Below are 20,037 nucleotides of genomic sequence, written 5' to 3' on the forward strand. Positions count from 1 at the left end.
TGCGAATTGCCATAATCAATGACAACGTGTTGAGTACCAATGATAAACTGCTGAGGAGCAAACTCGTTTTTGTAATACGCATGAGCGGCCTCCATTGATTGAATTTGTTAATTCTAGTTTACCGGTATTACGCACTAAAAGATACTAAAAGCACTAGGTGATTCGTGGGTTGTGCGATCAGTGGTTAATCATTTGACACAGTCTGTTCGGCCTGGGATAGCGCGTCCTTGACTGCGGCCTTGATGGCACGGCTCGATACAGAAGCGCCGGAAACTGCATCCACATCATAAGTGTTAGCAGCCACCATTTTTGCCGGCAATTCGGCAACTGCCTGACCACCAACTTCACCAGTCTCATGTTGTTCAACTACTTCAACATGAGTTAATTGTTGGTCAACATACGTGATACGAACCACAACTTGCCCACCAATGCCATCATCTGAGCGCCCTAAGTATTGGTGTTCACCAACTGTGATGTCCGGTGATGCTTCAGCTAGCAAATCATTGGCACCAGTCTGATGCACCGAAGCACTAGTATTCGCATCCGGCTTAGCCACTGCTTTTTCATCGACTAATTGTGTCGTTTCTTCCTTAGGTTTAGCTGCATTTTCACCAGCGATTTTTCCAAAAATCAGGCATTCAGCTAAATTACCGCCACCTTGATACTGATTTGCACAAATACCGCCCAATTCACCTGCACCATACAAGTGCGGAATAGGTTGCTGATTTGCATCTAAAATCTCTGCCCGGTCATTACGACGTGGTCCCCCTTGGGTATTAAGTACGTTGTTTGTTAACTTAAGCGCATAATATGGCCCACCATCAAATGCCCGCATCGTATCAACCTGCCGATTAAACGCGTAGTCAGTACCAGACTCGACAAAATAATTGAAATCATGAACGGTCTTGGTAAGTACCGTACCATCAACTTCCATAACTCGTGCTAAGTCGTTTAGAGTAGTGGCCTTCACAACTAAATCGGTGAGATTATTAATCGGCGTATATTGACTTGCTAACATCTGTTGATACTGAGTCTCATCAAAAACCAGGTATGGATGGACATTTGTCCGCGGTACTCGCCACATTCCATGATCATAAATGTGACCGTGCCGGTTGGCTTCACTCTCATCAAAATACCGACTACCGTCATCAGCCACCGTAATAACGCTACCATGGTTAACTTCCGGCCAGCCTAAAATCAAGCGACCACGTTCACCTTGTGGTACGGCAATCGAAAGACCATGTAAAAATCCGAGTGATTCATAATTTTGCATGTGCCAAAAGTCCGCGCCAACTTCTTGGGCCATCTTAATACCAGCACCCTTATTAAACAGCGTGCCTAATGGTGCCAAGTGCTCAGCACCAAGGTAGTCCTGGATGGCTTGTTGATTATTTTCAAAACCACCACAAGCTAGGACTACGCCATTGGTAGCTCGAACATTAACTAAACGATGCTGACGTTCGATTTGGACACCGATAATTGTATTCGTAGTGGGATCTTGAATCAGATGTTGTGCCGGAGCACTAAGCCAGACATCAATCTGTTGGTGCCGATCTAACACTTTTTGTCGAAGAATTTTCCACAAAGCTGCATCAAAAATGCCATGATGGACAGTTGTAAAGTCATAGGATTGGACTCCATCAAATTCAGGAAACTCATGAACTGCACTGTCTAATGAAATTGGAGAATCAGCAGCTGTAAAATCATTTTTGACACTCACCGGTTCAACATTGAGATACTTTTGAACATAGTCGCGCATATTCGCCATGCCCGCTACGAAAGTATCAACCATACTATCGTCTAATTGCATGGGTGCCGTTAAGTTTTGATAATATTTTTTACCCTCATCGAAACTATCTACCGTTCCTAAGAGTTGGGCAGAATAACGGGTATTGCCTCCTTCATGACCATTCGGCGCTGCATCCGTGAGCAATACCTTCGCATGTGCATCCGCCGCAAACCGCGCTGCTGTCGCCCCGGCACCACCAAAGCCAATAACTACCGTATCATATTGATAATCCCATTTAACCTGATTCATTTTTTGGAGCATGCTGACCACCCTTTCAAAATCCATTTAACGTATTCTAAAGCACAATTGAAATTGATATTTAAATCACAAACAGAATCATTTTTTAACTACATCTGTATTATATAACCGCTTTCATTTTTATAGAAATAACAATCTGATTATCTGTTATTACAAATGAGTAATGGGTTATACTTGATTTTAATAAGATTAAGCATTAAAGGTGGCGATTTCATGGAAAATAAATTGTTAGTATTTTTAGAAGCTATTCAACAGCACAATAGTATGACGAAAGCTGCACAAAGTTTATTCATCAGTCAGCCGTACATTAGCCGCACAATTAAAAGTGCGGAAACTCATTTTGGGACCCCCTTAATCGACCGCGGCCATCATCCACTTGAATTAACTTATGCTGGAGAAAGATTACTGACCTATTTGCAAAGTGACGCCCGTCTCCATCAGCGAATGAACACTGAACTTAAAGAAATCAGTCAAAATAAGTATCAAAGTATGACGATTGGGATTACACCACCAATGGCTAATGCTTGGTTTAGTCAAACACTACCTGCTTTTTATCAACGTTTTCCGAACATTCGCACTAAAATACTAGAAATCACAACATCAAAAGCAGAAACGTTGCTAGCTAGTCATCAGCTAGACTTTTTTATTGGCAAAACAATTCATCAAACTAACGTCAAAACCATCCCTTTGCAGACAATTTCTTTGTCTTTAGTCATTCCAAAAACAGCCGGAATATATCAGTCCAATCAATTTTGGCGACCGTTCACCCCCACCATTCTTACAGGAATGACTGGTGAGCCTGTCATCCGTGCAGTCGGTGAAGCTCGCTTTCAAGAACTGGTTGACCATTACTTTGCCGATAAAGGCATTCAAACGATTCCACTCATTGAAGTCGATAACTCTCGCTTTGCACTAAGCTTGACACTTCAAGGACTTGGTAGCATTGTTCTAGCCACTGCAATGTTGGCAAAACTAGCCACTCAACCAGCCAAGTACCCTATCAATGCGTTCAAATTACCAACAAGCGAGCTCAGCCTTGATTTTAGTATTGCCTACTTACCAAGTCACGTGCTAGCTAAACCGATTGCTTATCTAGTCGAACAAGCTTGTCAAACCTTTAATCCTGCGATTGATTTTTAACATAAAACGCAAACTGTCAGCATCTATTAAGCTAGATGATTGACAGTTTGCGTTTTACTTTCAAAATAAATCACCGGTAGTAAATCATGTTCAACCCCACCAGCTGTTGCATTAGTTGCTCATTTTCTGGTGATAGTTTGATTTGTTGCTGCCGCAGACATTTGGAGATGTCTAAGTTCATTCTGTCGAATACTCCCAGTACTGAACCAGTTCGTTGTTCCAATAGTTCCTGATAATAAGTTGCCAGCAGCTGTCGTAACGGTTGCTCATTCGTGGTATTTAGATTAGCAACTAAATCACTAATTATGCCCACAGCAACACGTGCCCGATCCTGCCCCCCGCTGTACCATTTCACCGTCATATCTGTTCGACTCCTTTTACGCAATAACAACTGCCACCATGGTCGCTGAACAGGTCTTCTGCTCAAACCTAATAACTCATCCGTTGAGACAGCAAATAGTTTGCTCAGTGCTACCAATAACTCTAAATCTGGATAACTTTTTCCTAATTCCCACTTGGAAATAGTTTGCCGTGAGACGTGTAACCGCTCCGCCACCGTCTGCTGGGACCATTCATGCTGTTGTCGTTGCTCTTTTATTTTACTGCCAATCACAATTTTCATCCTACCCGCTCCTCTATTACAATACTAGACTATTGAGTGCACCAATTCATTGCAACACACTTAAGCGCTACCGCAACGGTTGGTTGCAACCGCTCAAGATCAAGTCTCGGTATGAAAATGCTGATACAACGACTTTCCTGAAACTAACAATTCCACAACTTGTTGAGGATCATCAACCGTCACACCTTGTCGTTGCAAATAACTGACAAATTGCGGTAAATAGTCGCTGGCCTTCAACGCACATTCCAGCTGATAAGTTTGGGCATTAGTCTTTAAAATCAATTGAAAATAATCCGGATTGAAATCAAATGGTGAAAGTCGTTTGCGACACCGATAACTGATGGTAACTCGCTGCAGATCTGTATAGTGGATTAGTTGGCACCGTGGACAATTGAACACAATTTGGCGAAACTTCGTCAATGTCGATGCAGCATACGTATGCAATTCAATGGTAGCAGGCTGAATCACCCAGTAACTATTGATTCCCACTGGAACGACCACAATCAATCCAACAATATAAAGTGATAAAAAGAGCCACCACGGCTGATAACCAAAACCAGTAAATAATAGACAAACAAATAGCCAAAATAATCCGAGACCCAGAAGTCGCCCAAAGCTTAGTCGCCGACCAACAATATATGGCTTTGGAAAGAAAGCACTACCACGCACTAATTCATCCAAGGATAGATTATACAGATCCGACAGTGCCAGTAAATTATCGATTGACGGAATCGCCTTTCCGCGTTCCCACTTAGACACCGCCTGAGTCGTAACAAATAACTTGGACGCTAATTGTGCCTGTGTCAATCCATACTGACAGCGACGCGTTTTCAATAATGCTGCGAGTAACATTGGCTCGCCCCCCTTTATGATTTCAGCTTAATCCTCAACCACGATCAAACCAATCAACTCATGGTTGTTTAGTCACAATCATGTATGGTAGTCATAATTTGTTGAACTTCCGTGGTTAAATCTTGTTGCTCGCCAATTAAGACTTCGTTAGCAACGCCCAACGTATCATGTGGAAGCCACCACCGACGCATGTCTTCCACACCAAAATCACGATGACGCTTTTGATGACGCGCCAAGGTCGTGGCAAAGCTCACTTCAAAATAATAAGTAAGGACGCGTGGAAACGATTGACTAAGCCGCGCCAACATTTTTCCATACCGATCACGTGCTAAGATGCCTTCCACAATGACTACAGGCACACGTCCCAGCCCATAACACGCAATTTGTTCAATCAGACCAATTGAAATATTTCCCGGGTAATCATGACTCATCAGCATGTCGCGACGAACGACATCTTGGGACACTAGCAACGTATGATGGCCCACGCGTCGTTGCAACGCCTGCGCTAGCGTCGTCTTGCCACTCCCAGAATTTCCCCGAATAATCACCAAAGTTGTTTCCATCCACATGTCCTCCACTCATTCCTGTATCTTAATCATACCGCACAGCTAACAAAAAACGTTAGCCAAATTGGCTAACGTTCGCTGATACTATTTGGCTTTACTGGCGTTACGTCGGGCATCATGTAAAATCTTCAATGCGCGTTTCCGCGATTTTAAGTTGGTCCCCCGTAGACGCCTGCGCGCACTTGCTAAATCTTGTTTTTCCATCATGGGTGCCTCCTGATAAATAGTAATTATTACCATTTAAATTATAATCAATCTTATGCTTACGTCAACTATTATGCAGCCAGCTGACATTGACAGATACAATTAGCTCCCAATAATTAAATTATCATTTATTAGACTAACGGCAATGACAATGTTACCCTTAAATTGTCAACGACATTATATAAGTATTTTGAAGGAGTGGGGATCTTTGAAACCAAACAATGTTAATAATCAGAATAAACGTCACCAATCGCGATGGGTAATCACGAGCGCAACCGCCATGATACTGACAACGTTAACGATTGCCAGTCAGGCGGCGGCTGCCGACGATACAGTCACGACCACAACCAACGAACCGACCAACAGTCAGTTGAATACGAATACTCAAGTTAACGCTACTCAGGTCAATTTGAAAGCGGATACTTCTACATCAGTATCCACGATAAAATCCGACCAGTCAGCAGTCGCAGCCACGTCACCCACCACATCAACCGGAAGTCCCTCTGAGCACTCGTCGTCAGTGAACACCAACCCACAACAACAATCAGCAAATCCAGCATCACAATCTCAAGCAACTACCACGTCAGAATCAACACCGACCACAGATATTAAGCACCCAACTCAAACCGCACCAGCTCAAACAACCTCCGCATCAACTACTGAACCAACTACCGAATCAAACACTGAATCAGCGACTGATAGTCAAGCTAAAGCAACGACAACCGATAATCAAGCTTCCAAGCAACCAAGCCAGCAAGCCGCAACCGCGCCGTCCAACTCAACTACCACCGGGGTGAATACTCAGTCCACGACTAGCTCAGCGTCAACCAATGATAAAATTATTACCAGTGCAAACCAGGAAAAACTGGTTTTGAAAACTAACCAACCAGCCGTCCGTGCCACTAGCCGCACCGCGTCAGAAAATATTAACGATTGGATGCCGAACACGTTATTGCAACAAGAGGTACTCAGTCAACTGCGCAAACAGAACCCAGATCGTACCTGGAACTCAGCTGCAGACATCACTAAGGCAGATATGCTACTACTGACCACCTACTATGGCAAGGACACTTATATCGACGGCAAGACTTCCTACTCATTAGAAGGACTGCAATATGCCACTAACCTTACGACAGTCTGGCTCAACAACAACTTGAACGCACCGTCTGGCAGTTACTATAGTGATGTCACTGATATTTCACCATTAGCCAACTTACAAAAACTCCAAGTGGTCAATATTCAGCAAAACCGGATCACGGACATTTCACCGCTCGCAAACTTAAAGAATTTAACGGAGGTCGATGCCGCCTATAACCACATTTCAGATTTTTCGCCACTTAAAGGATTTAAAAATCTGAAAGGCACATTCAGTAACCAATTTATCACCTTACCACCCGCCTATATTAGTGCAGATAATAATATTGCGACGCTGGCGATTGATTGCTATTTGCCAGATGGCTCTAAAGTTCAACTGAAGCCCAATAATGGCGTCGGTGAAACTGTTTTCTACAAAAACGGTCAGCTTTACGTTCGCTGGTACTTTAACGGTGCGGGCGGTGGTAATTACGACAGCAACGGTCATATCTACTACACGAATATGAAGCCCCAGCAACCCGGACTAACAGGTCCGACCTTTAACGGTACCACGGTTATTCCCATGGACGATTATTATTTCATGACCGCCGCTTCTGACGGTAACAACTTTGTCGTCGTCCGCCCGTATGTCTTAGCTGCCACTGCTACGCCCATCACGGTCAAATACGTCGACGCGCTTACTGGTGAATCCTTAGTCACCACTGACCTCACCTTAAACGGAATCGTCGGTCAGCCTTACACGACTCAGCGCATTGATGACGAGCTACCAAATTATGACTTTACGAACATTGTCGGCAATGCCAGTGGTGTCTTCACGGCGGATGCCCAGACCGTCACTTATTACTATACTCGTAAGGACGCCGGCGACATTACGATTCACATGGTCGATACTAACGGGAACTTAATCCACGATTCTGCGACTCTAACTGGAAAAAACAATCTTGGCAACAATTACGATTTAGCTGCGCCAACATTTAATCATTTTAAGTTGCAAGACACTGTCGGCAATGTAGCAGGCGTTTTTACGACTGACCCGCAAAGTGTCACGTTCATCTATGTTCGCTTGGACGCCGGTAATATCACAGTCAAGTATCAAGATAAGAATGGTCAGCAATTAAAGCCCGCTAAGACAATTGCCGGCTCCCAATCACTCGGCCAAACTTATCAGACTGAACCATTGGACATTGAAAATTACACGCTTACGACCACGCCAGCAAACGCCACGGGCACCTTCACAGACCAGGAACAGACGGTTATTTACGTCTATGTACGCCGTGATGCTGGCCAGATCGTTGTTAAGTATCAAGACAGTGCTGGTAACCAACTTGCACCCGACAAGATTTTAGACGGGAAAGCGCAGTTAGGATCAGTCTATCAAACGGAAGCCATTTTAGTCCCTAACTTTTACCTTGTCGCCACACCCGAAAATGCTACCGGCGCCTTTGCAACCGACACGCAAACTGTGATTTACCAATATGCACGCTCGGACGCGGGCAATATCACAGTAAAGTATCAAGACGCTAATGGCACGACTTTAGCTCTCGACGACGTTCTAAACGGTAACCATCAGCTTGGTCGCCCCTACCAGACGAGCGCCAAGACAATTGAAAACTACCGCTTAATTCAAACGCCAGCGAACGCTACTGGGCAATTCAGCGACCAAGCGCAAACTGTCATCTACGTCTATACTCGAGCGGATGCGGGCAATATCACGGTTCAGTATTTAGACGAAAACGGCAAGCAACTAGCCGCCGACAGCGTATTAAGCGGCCAAGGTCAATTAGGACTGCCCTATGAAACGTCACCGCTGAACATTAACGGCTATACGGTAAAATCGACACAGGGTAACACGACTGGGACCTATACTGTACAGCCGCAACGCGTCGTTTACATTTACGAGCGGACAGCTGGACAGCCGGTCACTGCCAAGTATCAGGACCAAGATGGTAAATCTATCCATCCTGACGTTGTTCACAGTGGTTATTTAGGTGACAACTACTCGACTGAACAACTTGTTATCGATGGCTACACCTTCAAGGCTGTGCAGGGTGACGTCAGTGGGACGTTCGGAACTTCCGCGAAGACTGTCACCTACGTCTATGAACGGACGGCTGGGTTACCCGTCACTGCCAAGTATCTGGATGAGCATGGTAAGTCTATCCATCCTGACGTTGTTCTCAGTGGTTATTTGGGTGACAGCTACTCGACTGAACAGCTGGTTATCGATGGTTACACCTTCAAGGCTGTGCAGGGTGACGTCAGTGGGACGTTCGGAACTACCGCGAAGACTGTGATCTACGTTTACACTGAAAGCACCCCCACGATTCCAGATACCCAAGGAACCGTTACGGTGCATTACGTGACCAAGGACGGCATTAAACTAAACGAACCAACCGTGCTGAGCGGCAAGACGGGAACCACTTATCAAACCGTGCCCCTGACGTTCACTGATCATGAACTCGTTGGTCAGCCGGAAAATGCCACGGGTCTCTTCACTGCTGATAACGTGGACGTCACGTACGTCTACCAAGCAACTGACACGACTGGTACCGACGATATTATTGATCCCGAAGAACCGGAACAACCGACTAAGCCGGTTGAGCCAACCACACCCGAGACGCCTAACGAACCAGGAACGACCGTAACGCAGCCGGATCGCATTAAGCCGACTCAACCAGCGGTAGCTGTAAAACCAGCAGCGACCGTGAAACCAACGCTTAAACCCGCGGCCGCCCAGGCAAGTTTGGTCAAAACAACGAGTCCCGTCACTGAACACTCAGCCCAGTTACCACAAACCAACGAACAGACTGGCAAATTAGCGGTCATCCTAGGACTGTTATTATCCATCGTCACGTTCGGGTTCTATGGTAAACATCGGCAATCATAACGTCATCAGGTCTAACGAAAACGACACTTCATTTTTCGAAGTGTCGTTTTTTCTGATCAAAGGTGCCTATAATGAAATTAATAATTATAATTCCGATGAAGGAAGTCCTAATCGATGAAAGTCTATCTCATTCGTCACTCCGAACCAACTTATCAACAGGTCACTACAGCTGGATTAACTGGTTTCGGCCGTGAACTCGGCGGCTTAACCGACCGTGGTATTATGCTGGCACAACAATGCGCCCAGCAGCCGTTATTTGCACAAGTCCAATTAATTCTGTCGTCCCCCTACACACGCGCCTTACAAACGGCACTGGAAATTGTGCGTTTTAATGATATCCCACTAAAGGTCGAACTTGGATTACACGAGTGGCTACCCGATAACACGGGTAGTCGGACTGATACCGATGAACAAGCGACCACGGCCTACAAGCTCTATCGACAACACGCCGGCAAGCGCACCACCGCTAGTCCCCTCCCCTACGAATCAGCAGCTGAAATGAAGGCCCGAGTTTTGGCAACTTTGAATAAGTATGCCGCATCTTACGATTGCATCGCCTGCGTCACGCACGGCGAGGTCATGCAGCAGTTTGGCGATCAGAAAGACGTGGATTATTGTGGTGTGCGTGTTATTGCGGTTAATTGACAATTCATAAGCAGTCGCCAAACAATGGTCGCCTATAATGAACTATCAACCACTGTCAATCTAATAATAATCAGGCTTAAAAACTGCGAAACAAGTGCCGACATTCGCTACCACGCCATACAGTCTTTGGCAAGTACTAGTATATCGCCTATATCACTCATAATGAAGTCATATGTCAATTTAATGGCTGAACACAACTTAAATACTGTGAAGTAGAAACGATTAATCATTTGACATGTTTACCCTGGCCTCACAATAATAATATTCATTTAATAATTATCATAAACATCTAGCAACTACCGTCTCAATACAACTTAACTTTTGGCACTTAATAAATTAAATTGTAAGTTAGCCTCTTCATTACTATTGTGTTTTCCTCTCCGTATCCCAATGTCTTGATTGATTGATTTTCATTTTTTGAGCAACAATCTCAAATGGATCAACCTGTAGCTTTTCACACATATAAAATATATAAATTAACGTGTCAGCTAATTCTTCTTGCAAATGTTGATTTTCTCTATTATCCAACTTCTGATTAGCATTATGCCACTGAAAAATTTCCAAAACTTCACTAGACTCAATGTTTAGAGAAATTGCCAAATCCTTCAAGTTATGATACTTCTGCCAGCCTTTTTTATTACGGAATTCGATTAATGCTTGTTCTATCTCCGAATAATTCAATTAAATCACCTCAAAATATGTTGATTTCCAGCTGCCCTTAGTAAGGCCTGTTGTAGTTCCTCATCGACAGCAAAAATATATAACCCATGGACACCACGAGTTAATAAAACATTTAGTTCGTTACGTAACAATTCTTCGGAAACGTCAATTTTTTGATGTTTCCATGTTCGTTGATTCGTGGCTTTTTTATTCTTACTAGCTTGTTTATCAAAAATTAACTTTCCGTCTCGATACTTCACTGATGGGCCGATAATCACACCAGCATAATTCAAATCAAAACCTTGGATTGTAAATGTTGAGCCGACCTCATTAATTGTTTGAAACTGTTCGGCCCAAGCTAGCCCTTTGTTTCTTCGCTTTTCTTGGCGAGAAATAGGAATCTGCAAATTCCATGGCAAACTCCACGTCCCAATCTTTACTCGCCAACAGTCACCATCTTTTGGTTTTCGTTTCTCAACATATGGCCAATCAAACGTTGCCAACATTCTGGCAAGACTAGCACCGTTACTATTTTTCAATCGATCTAGTGCCTTGATTTTAGCGTGTAGTTTTTCCGGAGATGTCGCGATTTTAAGTTGATATTGTGCATCATCTGGAATTACATTAATGCGCCCATCAATTGCAAAATTTCGTAACCAGTCAATAGTACGCTGCTCGGCAATCATTCGTTCCTGATGTGTTAGCTCAATTCGATTGCCTTCACGTTCAGCATCATCTTCCAATTTTCGAACAGCCATGTCGTCCAAGTATCCCTCGGTAGTTAGTATTTGATACTTATCAAACACAATAACTACCACTTTGGCTAACTTTAATAAATCCTCTAGCTGATTATGTCCCCGATATGCCATCTTTCCCTGAGTCAGGAGTAAATGAGCTTCATCAACTAGTACAACATCAACTTTTGCCGCACCAGTATGTTTCTGAATAAAATGAGTAGGTTTGGAGACGATGTCTTTATGTTCGTGATCCAAACCTAATTTATGTGCAATCGTTTTATAAACTGTTTTTTGTTGATCGTGATTAACTAATAAATATACTGAATCTTTCCGCACTAAACTACTATTCGTTAAGTCGTAAAACAAATTACTCAACAACACGGTTTTACCAGTTCCTGCCTGACCGGCAATAAAGATTGTCTTACCGCGTTCCGTAGATGATTCCTTCAGTGCAGACTCGATTTTACCAAAAATCTCATTCTTACTTTCATGCTGTTCAGCATTTAAAGAGTGGAAAGGTGACGCTTTGAACACAGCAGAATTTTCAATTTCTGATTTTTCCGGAAAAATCTCAGGCTTTTTTTTCCTAAGCGTTTGCCAGACTCCTTCAAACACATTCTCAAACTGATCCGACATAAAGTATTTTCGCTGCGGATTTGAGCGTCGATTATTCAATTGAGTAACACTCTCCGCACTTAATAAATACATCATCAATTTATTTTCAATGTCGAGCGTTAGGGATTTGTTAAAATAATAGTCCCCAATTACAATCATCTGTGAATTATGACTCTCATTTAATGCTTTCCAATCCATCCGTGACTTTCCAGTATCTTTTAAATGCTGTCGTGTTCTTCTACTTATGTCGTTAGTTTCTCCAACATAAACTTTGAACTTAGGGTCATTACTACTGCGGCCAGAACCTAATTTATCATAAATTAAATAGACTGTCGGATATTCAAATATCAGCTCTCTATTCTGCATATCTCTATGTAGGCTAACATTATAACCAGTATTATATGGAACAATTTCTACAACCGGCTCAATGTCGCCAATGTTTTCTTCAATTTTGTTGTATCGCATGTCTTCATCCTCGTGTTAAAAAATCTATCTGGCTTTATTATACATGAAAGATCAAGGGACAAAAGAGCTTACCGCACAAACTAAAAAGGTAGCCCGCGCTGAAACGTCCAGCACCGAACTACCTTTATAACGAATATTAACTTATTTTACAACTTCCGCGACCGCCGCATTCACCGCATCACGTTCATCTTCAACTAAGGCAACGCGACTGGCGATTACCTTAGTATCCATCTTAATTTCACGCGTTAAACCGGGCGTATTGATTTTTGGTTCAAAGAACGCCTTGAATTCTGCTAAACGTTCAGCCGTATGGAAGACCCGGGAAATGACGGTGATGTAAGTGGTAAATTCCATGTCACCACCAACCGTGGCTTCCAACCATGACCATTCGTCGCGAATCCAATCCCAAGCTGCTTGTTCACCAGCTGGATTAGCCAAGACGCCGCGGAACCAGGCCCGCAAGTCTTGTGGCTTAATCGTATCAGCATCTTCAAACTTCACAACTAACTGTTTGATTAATTCGGGGTCCGTAGTTGCGGTCAATGCGTCACAAATGTCAGCCTTGTAACTAGCATCGGCTGTTTGCCGTGACGCCGTCAATAAACTATCGAATAAGTCCTTGCTACCAAAGTTCTTGACTTCATTCCGTAAAATGAAGACCCGCACATCGGCTGGTAAGGTCGCTAACTTATCACGATTACCTTCGAATAACTCATGGGCAGCTAATACGGCCGCGCTATTCTTGGCGTACAAAGCCGCGCTCAAGACGTATGGCCGCGTCAACTGATCATCGTTAGATTCACCAGCTTGTGGCAACCACCCTAACCGTTTAACCTGAGCGGCACTCAATTGGTCAAATAACGTTTGTAAATGCTTTTCTTCATCAGAATCTGGCGTAACAAACTTACGTAAGTTACCCGCAACTTGGTACAACGCTGCGTTAACGACCGTTGAATGGCTGGCTGCAAACCGGCTTAATAATGGCACAACGGCTGCGTATGAGATTTGACGACCTTCAGCTAATAAGCGTAAGTCTTGTAACAACTGTAACTGGTCAATGGCCGTTAAGTCATCAACGTGCGCTAGAATATCATCCAATAACGTTTGGTCATACTTGACGATGAAGTGGGAGTTATTCCCAACGTTCAAGCGAAATGGTTGCCCACTCGCATCACGTAATTTAGCATAATCGCCGACCGTCACAGCTTGGTCCTTCATAATCGCTGGTGCCGCCTCATAGTTGCTATTCAACGGAATCTGCCATTGACGACCGACTTCTTCACCTTCACCGATGAAGAACTGTTGTTGTGACAAGGTCAACTGACCGTCAACAACCGCTGCCGTGACCACTGGATAGCCAGGTTGTTCCAGCCATGAATGCATGATGTCTCCAACTTGCATCCCAGAAGCATCCGCTAAGGCGTTCCACAAGTCATCACCCTTGGCATTACCATATTTATGATTGATAAAGTACTGCTTCAAGCCTGCTCGTAAGGCATCATCACCAACTAAGGCCCGCGCCATTACTAACATCCGCGCACCCTTAGCGTAGACAATCGCACCGTCAAAAATCGAGTCGATTTCGGCCGGATCTTCCACCTGAACGTGGACTGACTGAACCCCATCCGTGGCATCCCGTTGAAGCGCCATTGATGCTTCGGACGTTTGGAAAGTTTCCCAAATATGCCAGTCTGGTTCTAAGGCGTCCGTCGCCACATATTCCATCATGTTGGCGAAACTTTCATTTAACCAGAGGTCATCCCACCACTTCATCGTAACCAAATCACCGAACCATTGATGGGCAAGTTCATGGGCAATCACCGTGGCGACCCGTTGTTTCGTTTCGAGGGCCGTGTTGTCAGGATCTAATAGTAAGTAGGCTTCCCGATAAGTAACTAAGCCCCAGTTTTCCATCGCACCAGCTGAGAAGTCTGGTAAGGCCAATTGCCATGAGTGTGGCAATGGATATGGCGTCTGATAAAAATCTTCATAAAATTCGATTGAGCGCTTGGCAATGTCCAAAGCAAAGTCGAGCTCGTTAGCCTTGTGGGCCTTAGTACCGAAAACACCGATGGTCACGCCACTCTTGGTCTTCGTCTGCTTGCCTTGTAATTCACCAAAGGCAAACGCAATCAAGTAAGTCGACATCCGCACCGTGGTTTCAAAGTAATGCACTCCATCGGCTTCATGATCTTCGGGCATGTTGCTTAAGATCGTTTCACCATCATGTTCATCGTACTTGATGGCAAGATCAAAAGTCGCTTTAGCTTCTGGTTCATCGACACACGGAAAGGCTTGCCGGGCCGCGGTCGTTTCAAACTGCGTCCCGATTAGTTCTTTCTTCACACCGTTGACTTCGTAATATGATGGGTAGATACCCATCATCGTATCCGTCAATTTGGCACTGTACGTAATCGTCAAAGTTGTTTGACCGGCCTTGGCAAGTTCAATTCGAATTCCTTGAATCGCATTATCCACAGTAAAGGGCACGTCCGCACCATCGGCTTGGACACCAGCAATGGTCAAACCATTCTGATGAATCAGCACTTCCTGCGCCTTAGCATCCCCGGTAATCGTTGATTTCCCCGAAATCAGCTTATCCGCCCGGTTAATATTGATATAAAGATCGTAATGTTCTGGTTGAAATGTTTCGTAAAAATGAGTTGTGGTTGCCATATTATTCTCCTCGTTTTTTAAGAATATATTCATTATACGACAATTACGGGTGGAATGCGTCCTCTGCCGCCCATGAATTTGTCACGCGACTAGCAACTAATTCTCGACAACCCCCATCACTAATGATGACACGGTTCCTTGCACCGTACGATATCGATAATCATTAGTGCGAACGACGATATTACGCCGCTTGTCTAAAGTCATCGATAATTTCTTCAAACTCCGCATCCGCCAACACCGGCTGCCACTTCAGCGACTGACCCACCGGCTCCAACATGATGTAGCGACAGCTGTAGCGGCGTTCGAACTGGACCGTGGTCGGCAATAATTCAACGTGGCGCGTGTCGTCTTGAATCCAGGCTGTGGGCAACCAACTGGTCACGCGACTAGCATCGACACTTAACTCTTGCAACTGTTCGGCAAACCTTGTCCGCATCAGTAACGGCGCGTCCATTGGCGAACCGGCCACGTCAATGGCAACTTGAAAATGGCCGACGTATAGCGCTCCCAAATCATAAATCAAACGTTCATGCTTATGTAGCGCAATTGCACCGGTGACTGGTTGCCACGTAGCTGTCGCTAAGGTAGCCTGATTGATCTTGGTGACCACCAAATAACGGCGTGGCTGAATGGTACGGGTAGTTAGTGGTACTGATATACTTGCCTTTGTCAGTAATTTAGGATTGGCAGTAAAACATTGGTCAGTAAGCTTATGAAACTTGTGATCATCTTCATTACTAAAAGTAACTGTCATTTTTTAACCCCATCTCTATCCGTCTAAGTTGCTACCGAATACCATCTTCCAAAATCTAATCATGAACCAGTACCACGACCTTTCACTCGTCAGCTTCACGTTCGTATTAAGCCGCTTCTGGCTCCCAGCGTTCAAAAGCGCCAATCAGATTCTCAGTCATCTGTAACTCGCCCATCACGTTGACTAGTGCCGACTGGGCATTCATAAAGAGTGTCGAGTGCACAAACCGTTGAGCCTTGGCATTCTCGATCAGTCGGCGTACCTGTAACCGCTGGGCCGTCAGCAATTCAGTTTCGGCCTGACGTAATTTTTCACGCGCCGCCTCGTAGCGATAGGCCGCAATCTCGGCTAAGGCAGCCGCAATCATTGACCGGGCGCTGCCGATTTTCAAAATCATCGTCATCGTAAGGTTGAGCGTGTGTTCCATATTTTTCTGCATGTCTACACCTTTTTTCTTTAGATTTCCTACTCTTTGACCAATCGTACACACTTGTGTTGACGGTAATCTTCATCGTCGCGCCATTCCCCCAAATGACAGCAATCATGATCGACAATCAGCTTTAAAATGTCGTGCCGTTCACATGAATGCGCCGGCCGTTAGATGTCTTGACACCGTTAACTTATGTCATAGTATAGCATTATTTTCAGAAAACAATTCCGACTTTTTCAATATATACATAAACTTTACAAAATGAAAACCGGGGCAATTTACGTGCATTTGTCCCGGCTTTTATATTAATATTATATTTTCACAGTGATTAATTTATCCCTGCCCGCACTACCGATCATGACACCCTCGATTAATCTAATGAGTCAGCGGCCGGACTGGTCTTTGATTCATCCCCATATTGCCAGTCACGCATTTGATTTGCCGCGGCTGCTGAAGGATAGGCGTTATTATCGAACCAGGCCCCCGCACCACTAGCATTCATTAATACTGGAATTTGGCGGCCATCAAAATAATGATAACGCACGTATTCAAAGTTACCGGCCCCAGCAGTCTGCTCGGCCCCCATAATATGAATCCATTTTTGTCCCTCAGCTGCCACATAAGATAGCTTCAACCCGTCGGTATCACTTTGCGTCATCGAATTAATCTTGTGATCGTACTTATTATAGTAATACCAAGTCCCCTGATAACCTTGAGGCCATTGATTAGCCTTCGCATCACGACTCATGTTCACGTTCAGTGAACTATCTGTCAGCGTCGTCGGTCGACTGCCCGTAATGATCTTAGCAAAGCCGGCTTGCAAAGCACTGTTCTGCGTATCATGAATGATCAACTCGTCCCCGTTGGTCGTCTGAGTCACAAAGACGACTGGTCGCCGATGATGGAGGCAAAAGAAGTACGTGTTTGGATATTGTGCTTCCGCCTTACCACCCGTTGCGACCGCCACCACTTGAAATTCACTACGGTCTTCGCCGTCCTTGGACCACTTGAGATCCACTGACTGCGAGCCCCACTTGATTCGGCCTGCTAAGCTACCATTAAGCAAAGCATTGGGAAAACGAAAGCCTAAATGATCCGGGACCTTGTCATCATACGTCCCGACATAGGTCTGGCCCATCTCGCGTTGCCAAGCGGCCATAAACGTTGATAAAGCCGCTTGCTTGCCCGTATTCCACAAGGTTGCCTCAGCCTGTGATGAAGAATCACTGCTAGCGGTATTTTTTTGGCTAGCGGCCTGCTTTGCCGCTACCTTGGTTGACGTTGCTTTTTGACTCGTCTTGGGCGCTGACGACTTGGGCGACGTCGTGCATCCCGCTAATAATAAACTTCCTAATAATAATCCGACCCACACTTTTTCATGTTGCTCCTCACCGGTCCCGTACCGGTATCCCCCTATTCAATAATTACTTTTATGGTACCAAAAAAAGTCGGCATTGTGCTGGGCGTTACAATATAAATCTTCACCCATCTCACTTACCGACTATGGCTATTTACTTAATCGTGATATTTAACGTCCCTAAATGTGTAATCTGACCGCACAGTTGATCGCCGGCTTGCAAAAAGACTTGGGGATTGCGACCAACGCCGGTCCCACTAGGCGTCCCGGTAAAAATCAAATCACCTGGTTGTAACTCACAGACCGTCGACAAGTAGTGCACCAAATCCGGTACCTTGAAGATCAGTTGGCTCAACGGCGCTTGCTGCATCGTCTGACCATTGACGGTGGTCGTGATCACCTCATCGTCTAAGTTAGCTAATTCATCGACGGTCGTTAACCACGGCCCAACTGGTGCGTAATTTTCAAACGATTTACCCATTGAAAACTGGGGATTATCATTCTCGAACTGAACGGCTCGATCAGATAAGTCTTCACCAACCATCACTCCGGCCACGTGCGCCATTGCATCAGCCGTCGCAATATCGCGCCCACCCTTGCCAATCATCACGACTAGCTCGGTTTCCCAGTCGGTCTCAGGGCCATGCGTCACCACGGTCACATTCGCTGGTGCCAGTGAACTACTAAACTTCGTAAAAATACTTGGAACCTTCGGCAGCGTAATGTGGATCTCCGCCGAATGGTCGCGGTAGTTCATCCCCACCGCAAAAATCTGTTGCGGGGCCGTGATTGGTGCCGCTAATTCTTGCGGCGCAAACGTTTCAAGCGAGCCAAGTTTCCGGTCCGCTGCTGGCATATGTAGCGCTTCCAAAACTGTCTTCGCATTTAAAACTATTTGTCCATGCTGTTCATCCGTAATGATAAACGGTCGGTTGGCCCGCATGCCAATTTTCATATTAATCACCTCATTGATATTATTGTACACTCATCTCATGAATCATAACAATAATGATAGTTGCGTGACGGTCATTCCGGACAATCTTTATGAACGTTCAAACGCAATTACGAACTTAGCTCAGGATATTTCTTCATGTAACGCTCATCACTAAAAAAGGTACCCGCCTAATTTGCGAGTACCTTTAACCATTACGGCTGCCATTAATGTGGGCCGTCATCCTTTGGTTCTGGGTGTTTCTTTTCTGGTGCTTTTTCTTGCTTGTCATTTTGTTGCCGCCACTCTTCTGTCGTTAACATGTCTTTAACGACTAATTTTAACTTAGTCACTTGATAACCAGTCATTGATTTAACGGCCTTGGCAACCTTATCCGCCACCCGTGCTAGAATCTCCTGACCATTCTTACCATAAGCTAGAATGGCCGTCAATTCGATTCCAACCGTCTGGTCATCGTCATCGGTATCCACTGAAACACCGGTCTGCGGGCGATCCTTATCCGTAAAGCGATTGGAAATATCATCAATCAGATTTCCCTGTAAGCTCAATACTCCTTCAACTTCTTGGGCCGTGTTACTAGCAATCTTTGCCAATACCGTATCGTCAAAAACAACTTCTGGTTTTAAAGATGTCGCTGTTGCTTCCATCAAAATTCCTCCTTGTTTTGTCAAAAATCGTCTTACCAATGACTACTCTAAACGACCGTGCTATTCAACTTGCCGCTTATCTGTTGATTGATCCGTATTTGGTTTGCCAGTGGCCTGATCTTGCCAATCACGCTTGCTCATGACGTCACTGACATGTACCTTAATTTCAATGACCTTCAAGCCAGTATACCGTTCAACATCTTGCTGAACACGTTGACAAATTTGATTGAAGATTTGTCGCATGTCCTTACCATATTCAACGATCATCGTCATATCTAAAGCAACTTGTTTCTTACCAACTTGGGCGTCAACCCCCTGTGTCGGGTCAGCTTCATCACGAAAGCGGTTCGTTAAATTGCTTAACATGCCGCCTTCTAGGGATAACACGCCGTCAACATTGCGTGAAGCTAGACCGGCGATTTTTTCAATCACACCGTCATCAAACGTCAATTGAGTCTGTAATTGTTGTTCTGGTTGTGCCATTGTAATTCCTCCCATTATTTAGATAAATACTCACTCAACTTCTGACTAACTGCAGCCAAATCGACGTGGACAAACCGTCCAATCGCCCAGCCGATCAGCCCTAAAACTGCGACTAATAAGACTGCCGAAAAACTGGTTAATACCCAGACGATACCTAAAAGCAGTCCAATCAGAAAACCATACTGTGCGTTACTCATCAGGAC

At 44.7% G+C, this 20,037-nt stretch carries 18 protein-coding genes; 3 read left to right on the forward strand and 15 right to left on the reverse strand.

The genetic code is table 11. From position 1 onward, the window contains the following. Positions 1-184: 184 nt before the first annotated feature. A complete protein-coding gene (locus tag ACWQAU_RS06270; protein WP_021355876.1) occupies positions 185-2,074 on the reverse strand; it encodes an FAD-binding protein in 1,890 nt (629 codons plus the stop codon). A 186-nt stretch (positions 2,075-2,260) separates the two neighbouring features. On the opposite strand from ACWQAU_RS06270, the gene ACWQAU_RS06275 reads away from it, so the two are divergent. Next, the gene (locus tag ACWQAU_RS06275; RefSeq protein WP_003644058.1) at positions 2,261-3,187 is read left to right on the forward strand and encodes a LysR family transcriptional regulator; all 927 of its coding nucleotides are present in this window, start codon (positions 2,261-2,263) and stop codon (positions 3,185-3,187) included. A gap of 70 nt (positions 3,188-3,257) precedes the next feature. Here ACWQAU_RS06275 and ACWQAU_RS06280 read toward each other — a convergent pair whose 3' ends face one another. From ACWQAU_RS06280 to ACWQAU_RS06295, 4 genes are all read right to left on the reverse strand, one after another. Further along, positions 3,258-3,809: a helix-turn-helix domain-containing protein gene (locus ACWQAU_RS06280; RefSeq protein WP_003644057.1), complete on the reverse strand. Its 552-nt coding sequence runs from the start codon at positions 3,807-3,809 to the stop codon at positions 3,258-3,260. 99 nt (positions 3,810-3,908) lie between these two features. Further along, a complete protein-coding gene (locus ACWQAU_RS06285) occupies positions 3,909-4,661 on the reverse strand; it encodes a helix-turn-helix domain-containing protein (RefSeq protein WP_003645747.1) in 753 nt (250 codons plus the stop codon). Between the two features lie 68 nt (positions 4,662-4,729). Then, positions 4,730-5,224 (reverse strand): kinase, encoded by a 495-nt coding sequence (locus ACWQAU_RS06290; protein ID WP_003644055.1) that lies wholly within the window; start codon positions 5,222-5,224, stop codon positions 4,730-4,732. An 87-nt stretch (positions 5,225-5,311) separates the two neighbouring features. Next, complete coding sequence (locus tag ACWQAU_RS06295) at positions 5,312-5,431, reverse strand: putative metal homeostasis protein (protein ID WP_003645748.1); 120 nt, start codon at positions 5,429-5,431, stop codon at positions 5,312-5,314. A gap of 208 nt (positions 5,432-5,639) precedes the next feature. On the opposite strand from ACWQAU_RS06295, the gene ACWQAU_RS06300 reads away from it, so the two are divergent. Both ACWQAU_RS06300 and ACWQAU_RS06305 read left to right on the forward strand, forming a co-directional pair. After that, positions 5,640-9,413, forward strand: a complete 3,774-nt coding sequence (locus ACWQAU_RS06300; RefSeq protein ID WP_251922998.1) for a MucBP domain-containing protein — start codon at positions 5,640-5,642, stop codon at positions 9,411-9,413. Positions 9,414-9,527: 114 nt separating this feature from the next. Next, positions 9,528-10,058, forward strand: a complete 531-nt coding sequence (locus ACWQAU_RS06305) for a histidine phosphatase family protein (RefSeq protein ID WP_003641184.1) — start codon at positions 9,528-9,530, stop codon at positions 10,056-10,058. A 363-nt stretch (positions 10,059-10,421) separates the two neighbouring features. On the opposite strand, the gene ACWQAU_RS06310 is transcribed toward ACWQAU_RS06305, so the two are convergent. The 10 genes from ACWQAU_RS06310 to ACWQAU_RS06355 all read right to left on the reverse strand — a co-directional run bounded on the left by ACWQAU_RS06310 (position 10,422) and on the right by ACWQAU_RS06355 (position 20,031). Then, the gene (locus ACWQAU_RS06310; RefSeq protein WP_003641183.1) at positions 10,422-10,739 is read right to left on the reverse strand and encodes a nucleotide pyrophosphohydrolase; all 318 of its coding nucleotides are present in this window, start codon (positions 10,737-10,739) and stop codon (positions 10,422-10,424) included. 5 nt (positions 10,740-10,744) lie between these two features. Beyond that, a complete protein-coding gene (locus tag ACWQAU_RS06315) occupies positions 10,745-12,535 on the reverse strand; it encodes a DUF2075 domain-containing protein (protein WP_003641182.1) in 1,791 nt (596 codons plus the stop codon). Positions 12,536-12,676: 141 nt separating this feature from the next. Next, complete coding sequence (locus ACWQAU_RS06320) at positions 12,677-15,211, reverse strand: M1 family metallopeptidase (protein WP_022637932.1); 2,535 nt, start codon at positions 15,209-15,211, stop codon at positions 12,677-12,679. Between the two features lie 181 nt (positions 15,212-15,392). Next, a complete protein-coding gene (locus ACWQAU_RS06325) occupies positions 15,393-15,965 on the reverse strand; it encodes a hypothetical protein (protein ID WP_003641180.1) in 573 nt (190 codons plus the stop codon). A gap of 106 nt (positions 15,966-16,071) precedes the next feature. Then, positions 16,072-16,404 carry a PTS lactose/cellobiose transporter subunit IIA gene (locus tag ACWQAU_RS06330; RefSeq protein WP_015825253.1) on the reverse strand — a complete coding sequence of 111 codons (333 nt, stop codon included), beginning with the start codon at positions 16,402-16,404 and terminating at the stop codon, positions 16,072-16,074. Positions 16,405-16,765: 361 nt separating this feature from the next. Next, the gene (locus ACWQAU_RS06335; protein ID WP_027821316.1) at positions 16,766-17,767 is read right to left on the reverse strand and encodes a DUF4767 domain-containing protein; all 1,002 of its coding nucleotides are present in this window, start codon (positions 17,765-17,767) and stop codon (positions 16,766-16,768) included. 139 nt (positions 17,768-17,906) lie between these two features. After that, on the reverse strand, positions 17,907-18,707 hold the full coding sequence (locus ACWQAU_RS06340; RefSeq protein ID WP_022637931.1) for a fumarylacetoacetate hydrolase family protein: 801 nt from the start codon (positions 18,705-18,707) through the stop codon (positions 17,907-17,909). 203 nt (positions 18,708-18,910) lie between these two features. Beyond that, the gene (locus ACWQAU_RS06345) at positions 18,911-19,351 is read right to left on the reverse strand and encodes an Asp23/Gls24 family envelope stress response protein (protein ID WP_003641176.1); all 441 of its coding nucleotides are present in this window, start codon (positions 19,349-19,351) and stop codon (positions 18,911-18,913) included. Between the two features lie 60 nt (positions 19,352-19,411). Further along, the gene (locus tag ACWQAU_RS06350) at positions 19,412-19,834 is read right to left on the reverse strand and encodes an Asp23/Gls24 family envelope stress response protein (protein WP_003644046.1); all 423 of its coding nucleotides are present in this window, start codon (positions 19,832-19,834) and stop codon (positions 19,412-19,414) included. Positions 19,835-19,848: 14 nt separating this feature from the next. Continuing rightward, complete coding sequence (locus ACWQAU_RS06355) at positions 19,849-20,031, reverse strand: hypothetical protein (protein WP_003641174.1); 183 nt, start codon at positions 20,029-20,031, stop codon at positions 19,849-19,851. Between the last annotated feature and the right edge of the window lie 6 nt (positions 20,032-20,037).

Source organism: Lactiplantibacillus sp. 3062 (genome assembly GCF_055413545.1).

Bases quoted from the DNA above. Each gene is read 5' to 3' on its own strand.
- ACWQAU_RS06270 (WP_021355876.1), bottom strand. From the start codon at position 2,074: ATGGATTTTGAAAGGGTGGTCAGCATGCTCCAAAAAATGAATCAGGTT.
- ACWQAU_RS06275 (WP_003644058.1), top strand. From the start codon at position 2,261: ATGGAAAATAAATTGTTAGTATTTTTAGAAGCTATTCAACAGCACAAT.
- ACWQAU_RS06280 (WP_003644057.1), bottom strand. From the start codon at position 3,809: ATGAAAATTGTGATTGGCAGTAAAATAAAAGAGCAACGACAACAGCAT.
- ACWQAU_RS06285 (WP_003645747.1), bottom strand. From the start codon at position 4,661: ATGTTACTCGCAGCATTATTGAAAACGCGTCGCTGTCAGTATGGATTG.
- ACWQAU_RS06290 (WP_003644055.1), bottom strand. From the start codon at position 5,224: ATGGAAACAACTTTGGTGATTATTCGGGGAAATTCTGGGAGTGGCAAG.
- ACWQAU_RS06295 (WP_003645748.1), bottom strand. From the start codon at position 5,431: ATGGAAAAACAAGATTTAGCAAGTGCGCGCAGGCGTCTACGGGGGACC.
- ACWQAU_RS06305 (WP_003641184.1), top strand. From the start codon at position 9,528: ATGAAAGTCTATCTCATTCGTCACTCCGAACCAACTTATCAACAGGTC.
- ACWQAU_RS06315 (WP_003641182.1), bottom strand. From the start codon at position 12,535: ATGCGATACAACAAAATTGAAGAAAACATTGGCGACATTGAGCCGGTT.
- ACWQAU_RS06320 (WP_022637932.1), bottom strand. From the start codon at position 15,211: ATGGCAACCACAACTCATTTTTACGAAACATTTCAACCAGAACATTAC.
- ACWQAU_RS06325 (WP_003641180.1), bottom strand. From the start codon at position 15,965: ATGACAGTTACTTTTAGTAATGAAGATGATCACAAGTTTCATAAGCTT.
- ACWQAU_RS06330 (WP_015825253.1), bottom strand. From the start codon at position 16,404: ATGCAGAAAAATATGGAACACACGCTCAACCTTACGATGACGATGATT.
- ACWQAU_RS06340 (WP_022637931.1), bottom strand. From the start codon at position 18,707: ATGAAAATTGGCATGCGGGCCAACCGACCGTTTATCATTACGGATGAA.
- ACWQAU_RS06345 (WP_003641176.1), bottom strand. From the start codon at position 19,351: ATGGAAGCAACAGCGACATCTTTAAAACCAGAAGTTGTTTTTGACGAT.
- ACWQAU_RS06350 (WP_003644046.1), bottom strand. From the start codon at position 19,834: ATGGCACAACCAGAACAACAATTACAGACTCAATTGACGTTTGATGAC.
- ACWQAU_RS06355 (WP_003641174.1), bottom strand. From the start codon at position 20,031: ATGAGTAACGCACAGTATGGTTTTCTGATTGGACTGCTTTTAGGTATC.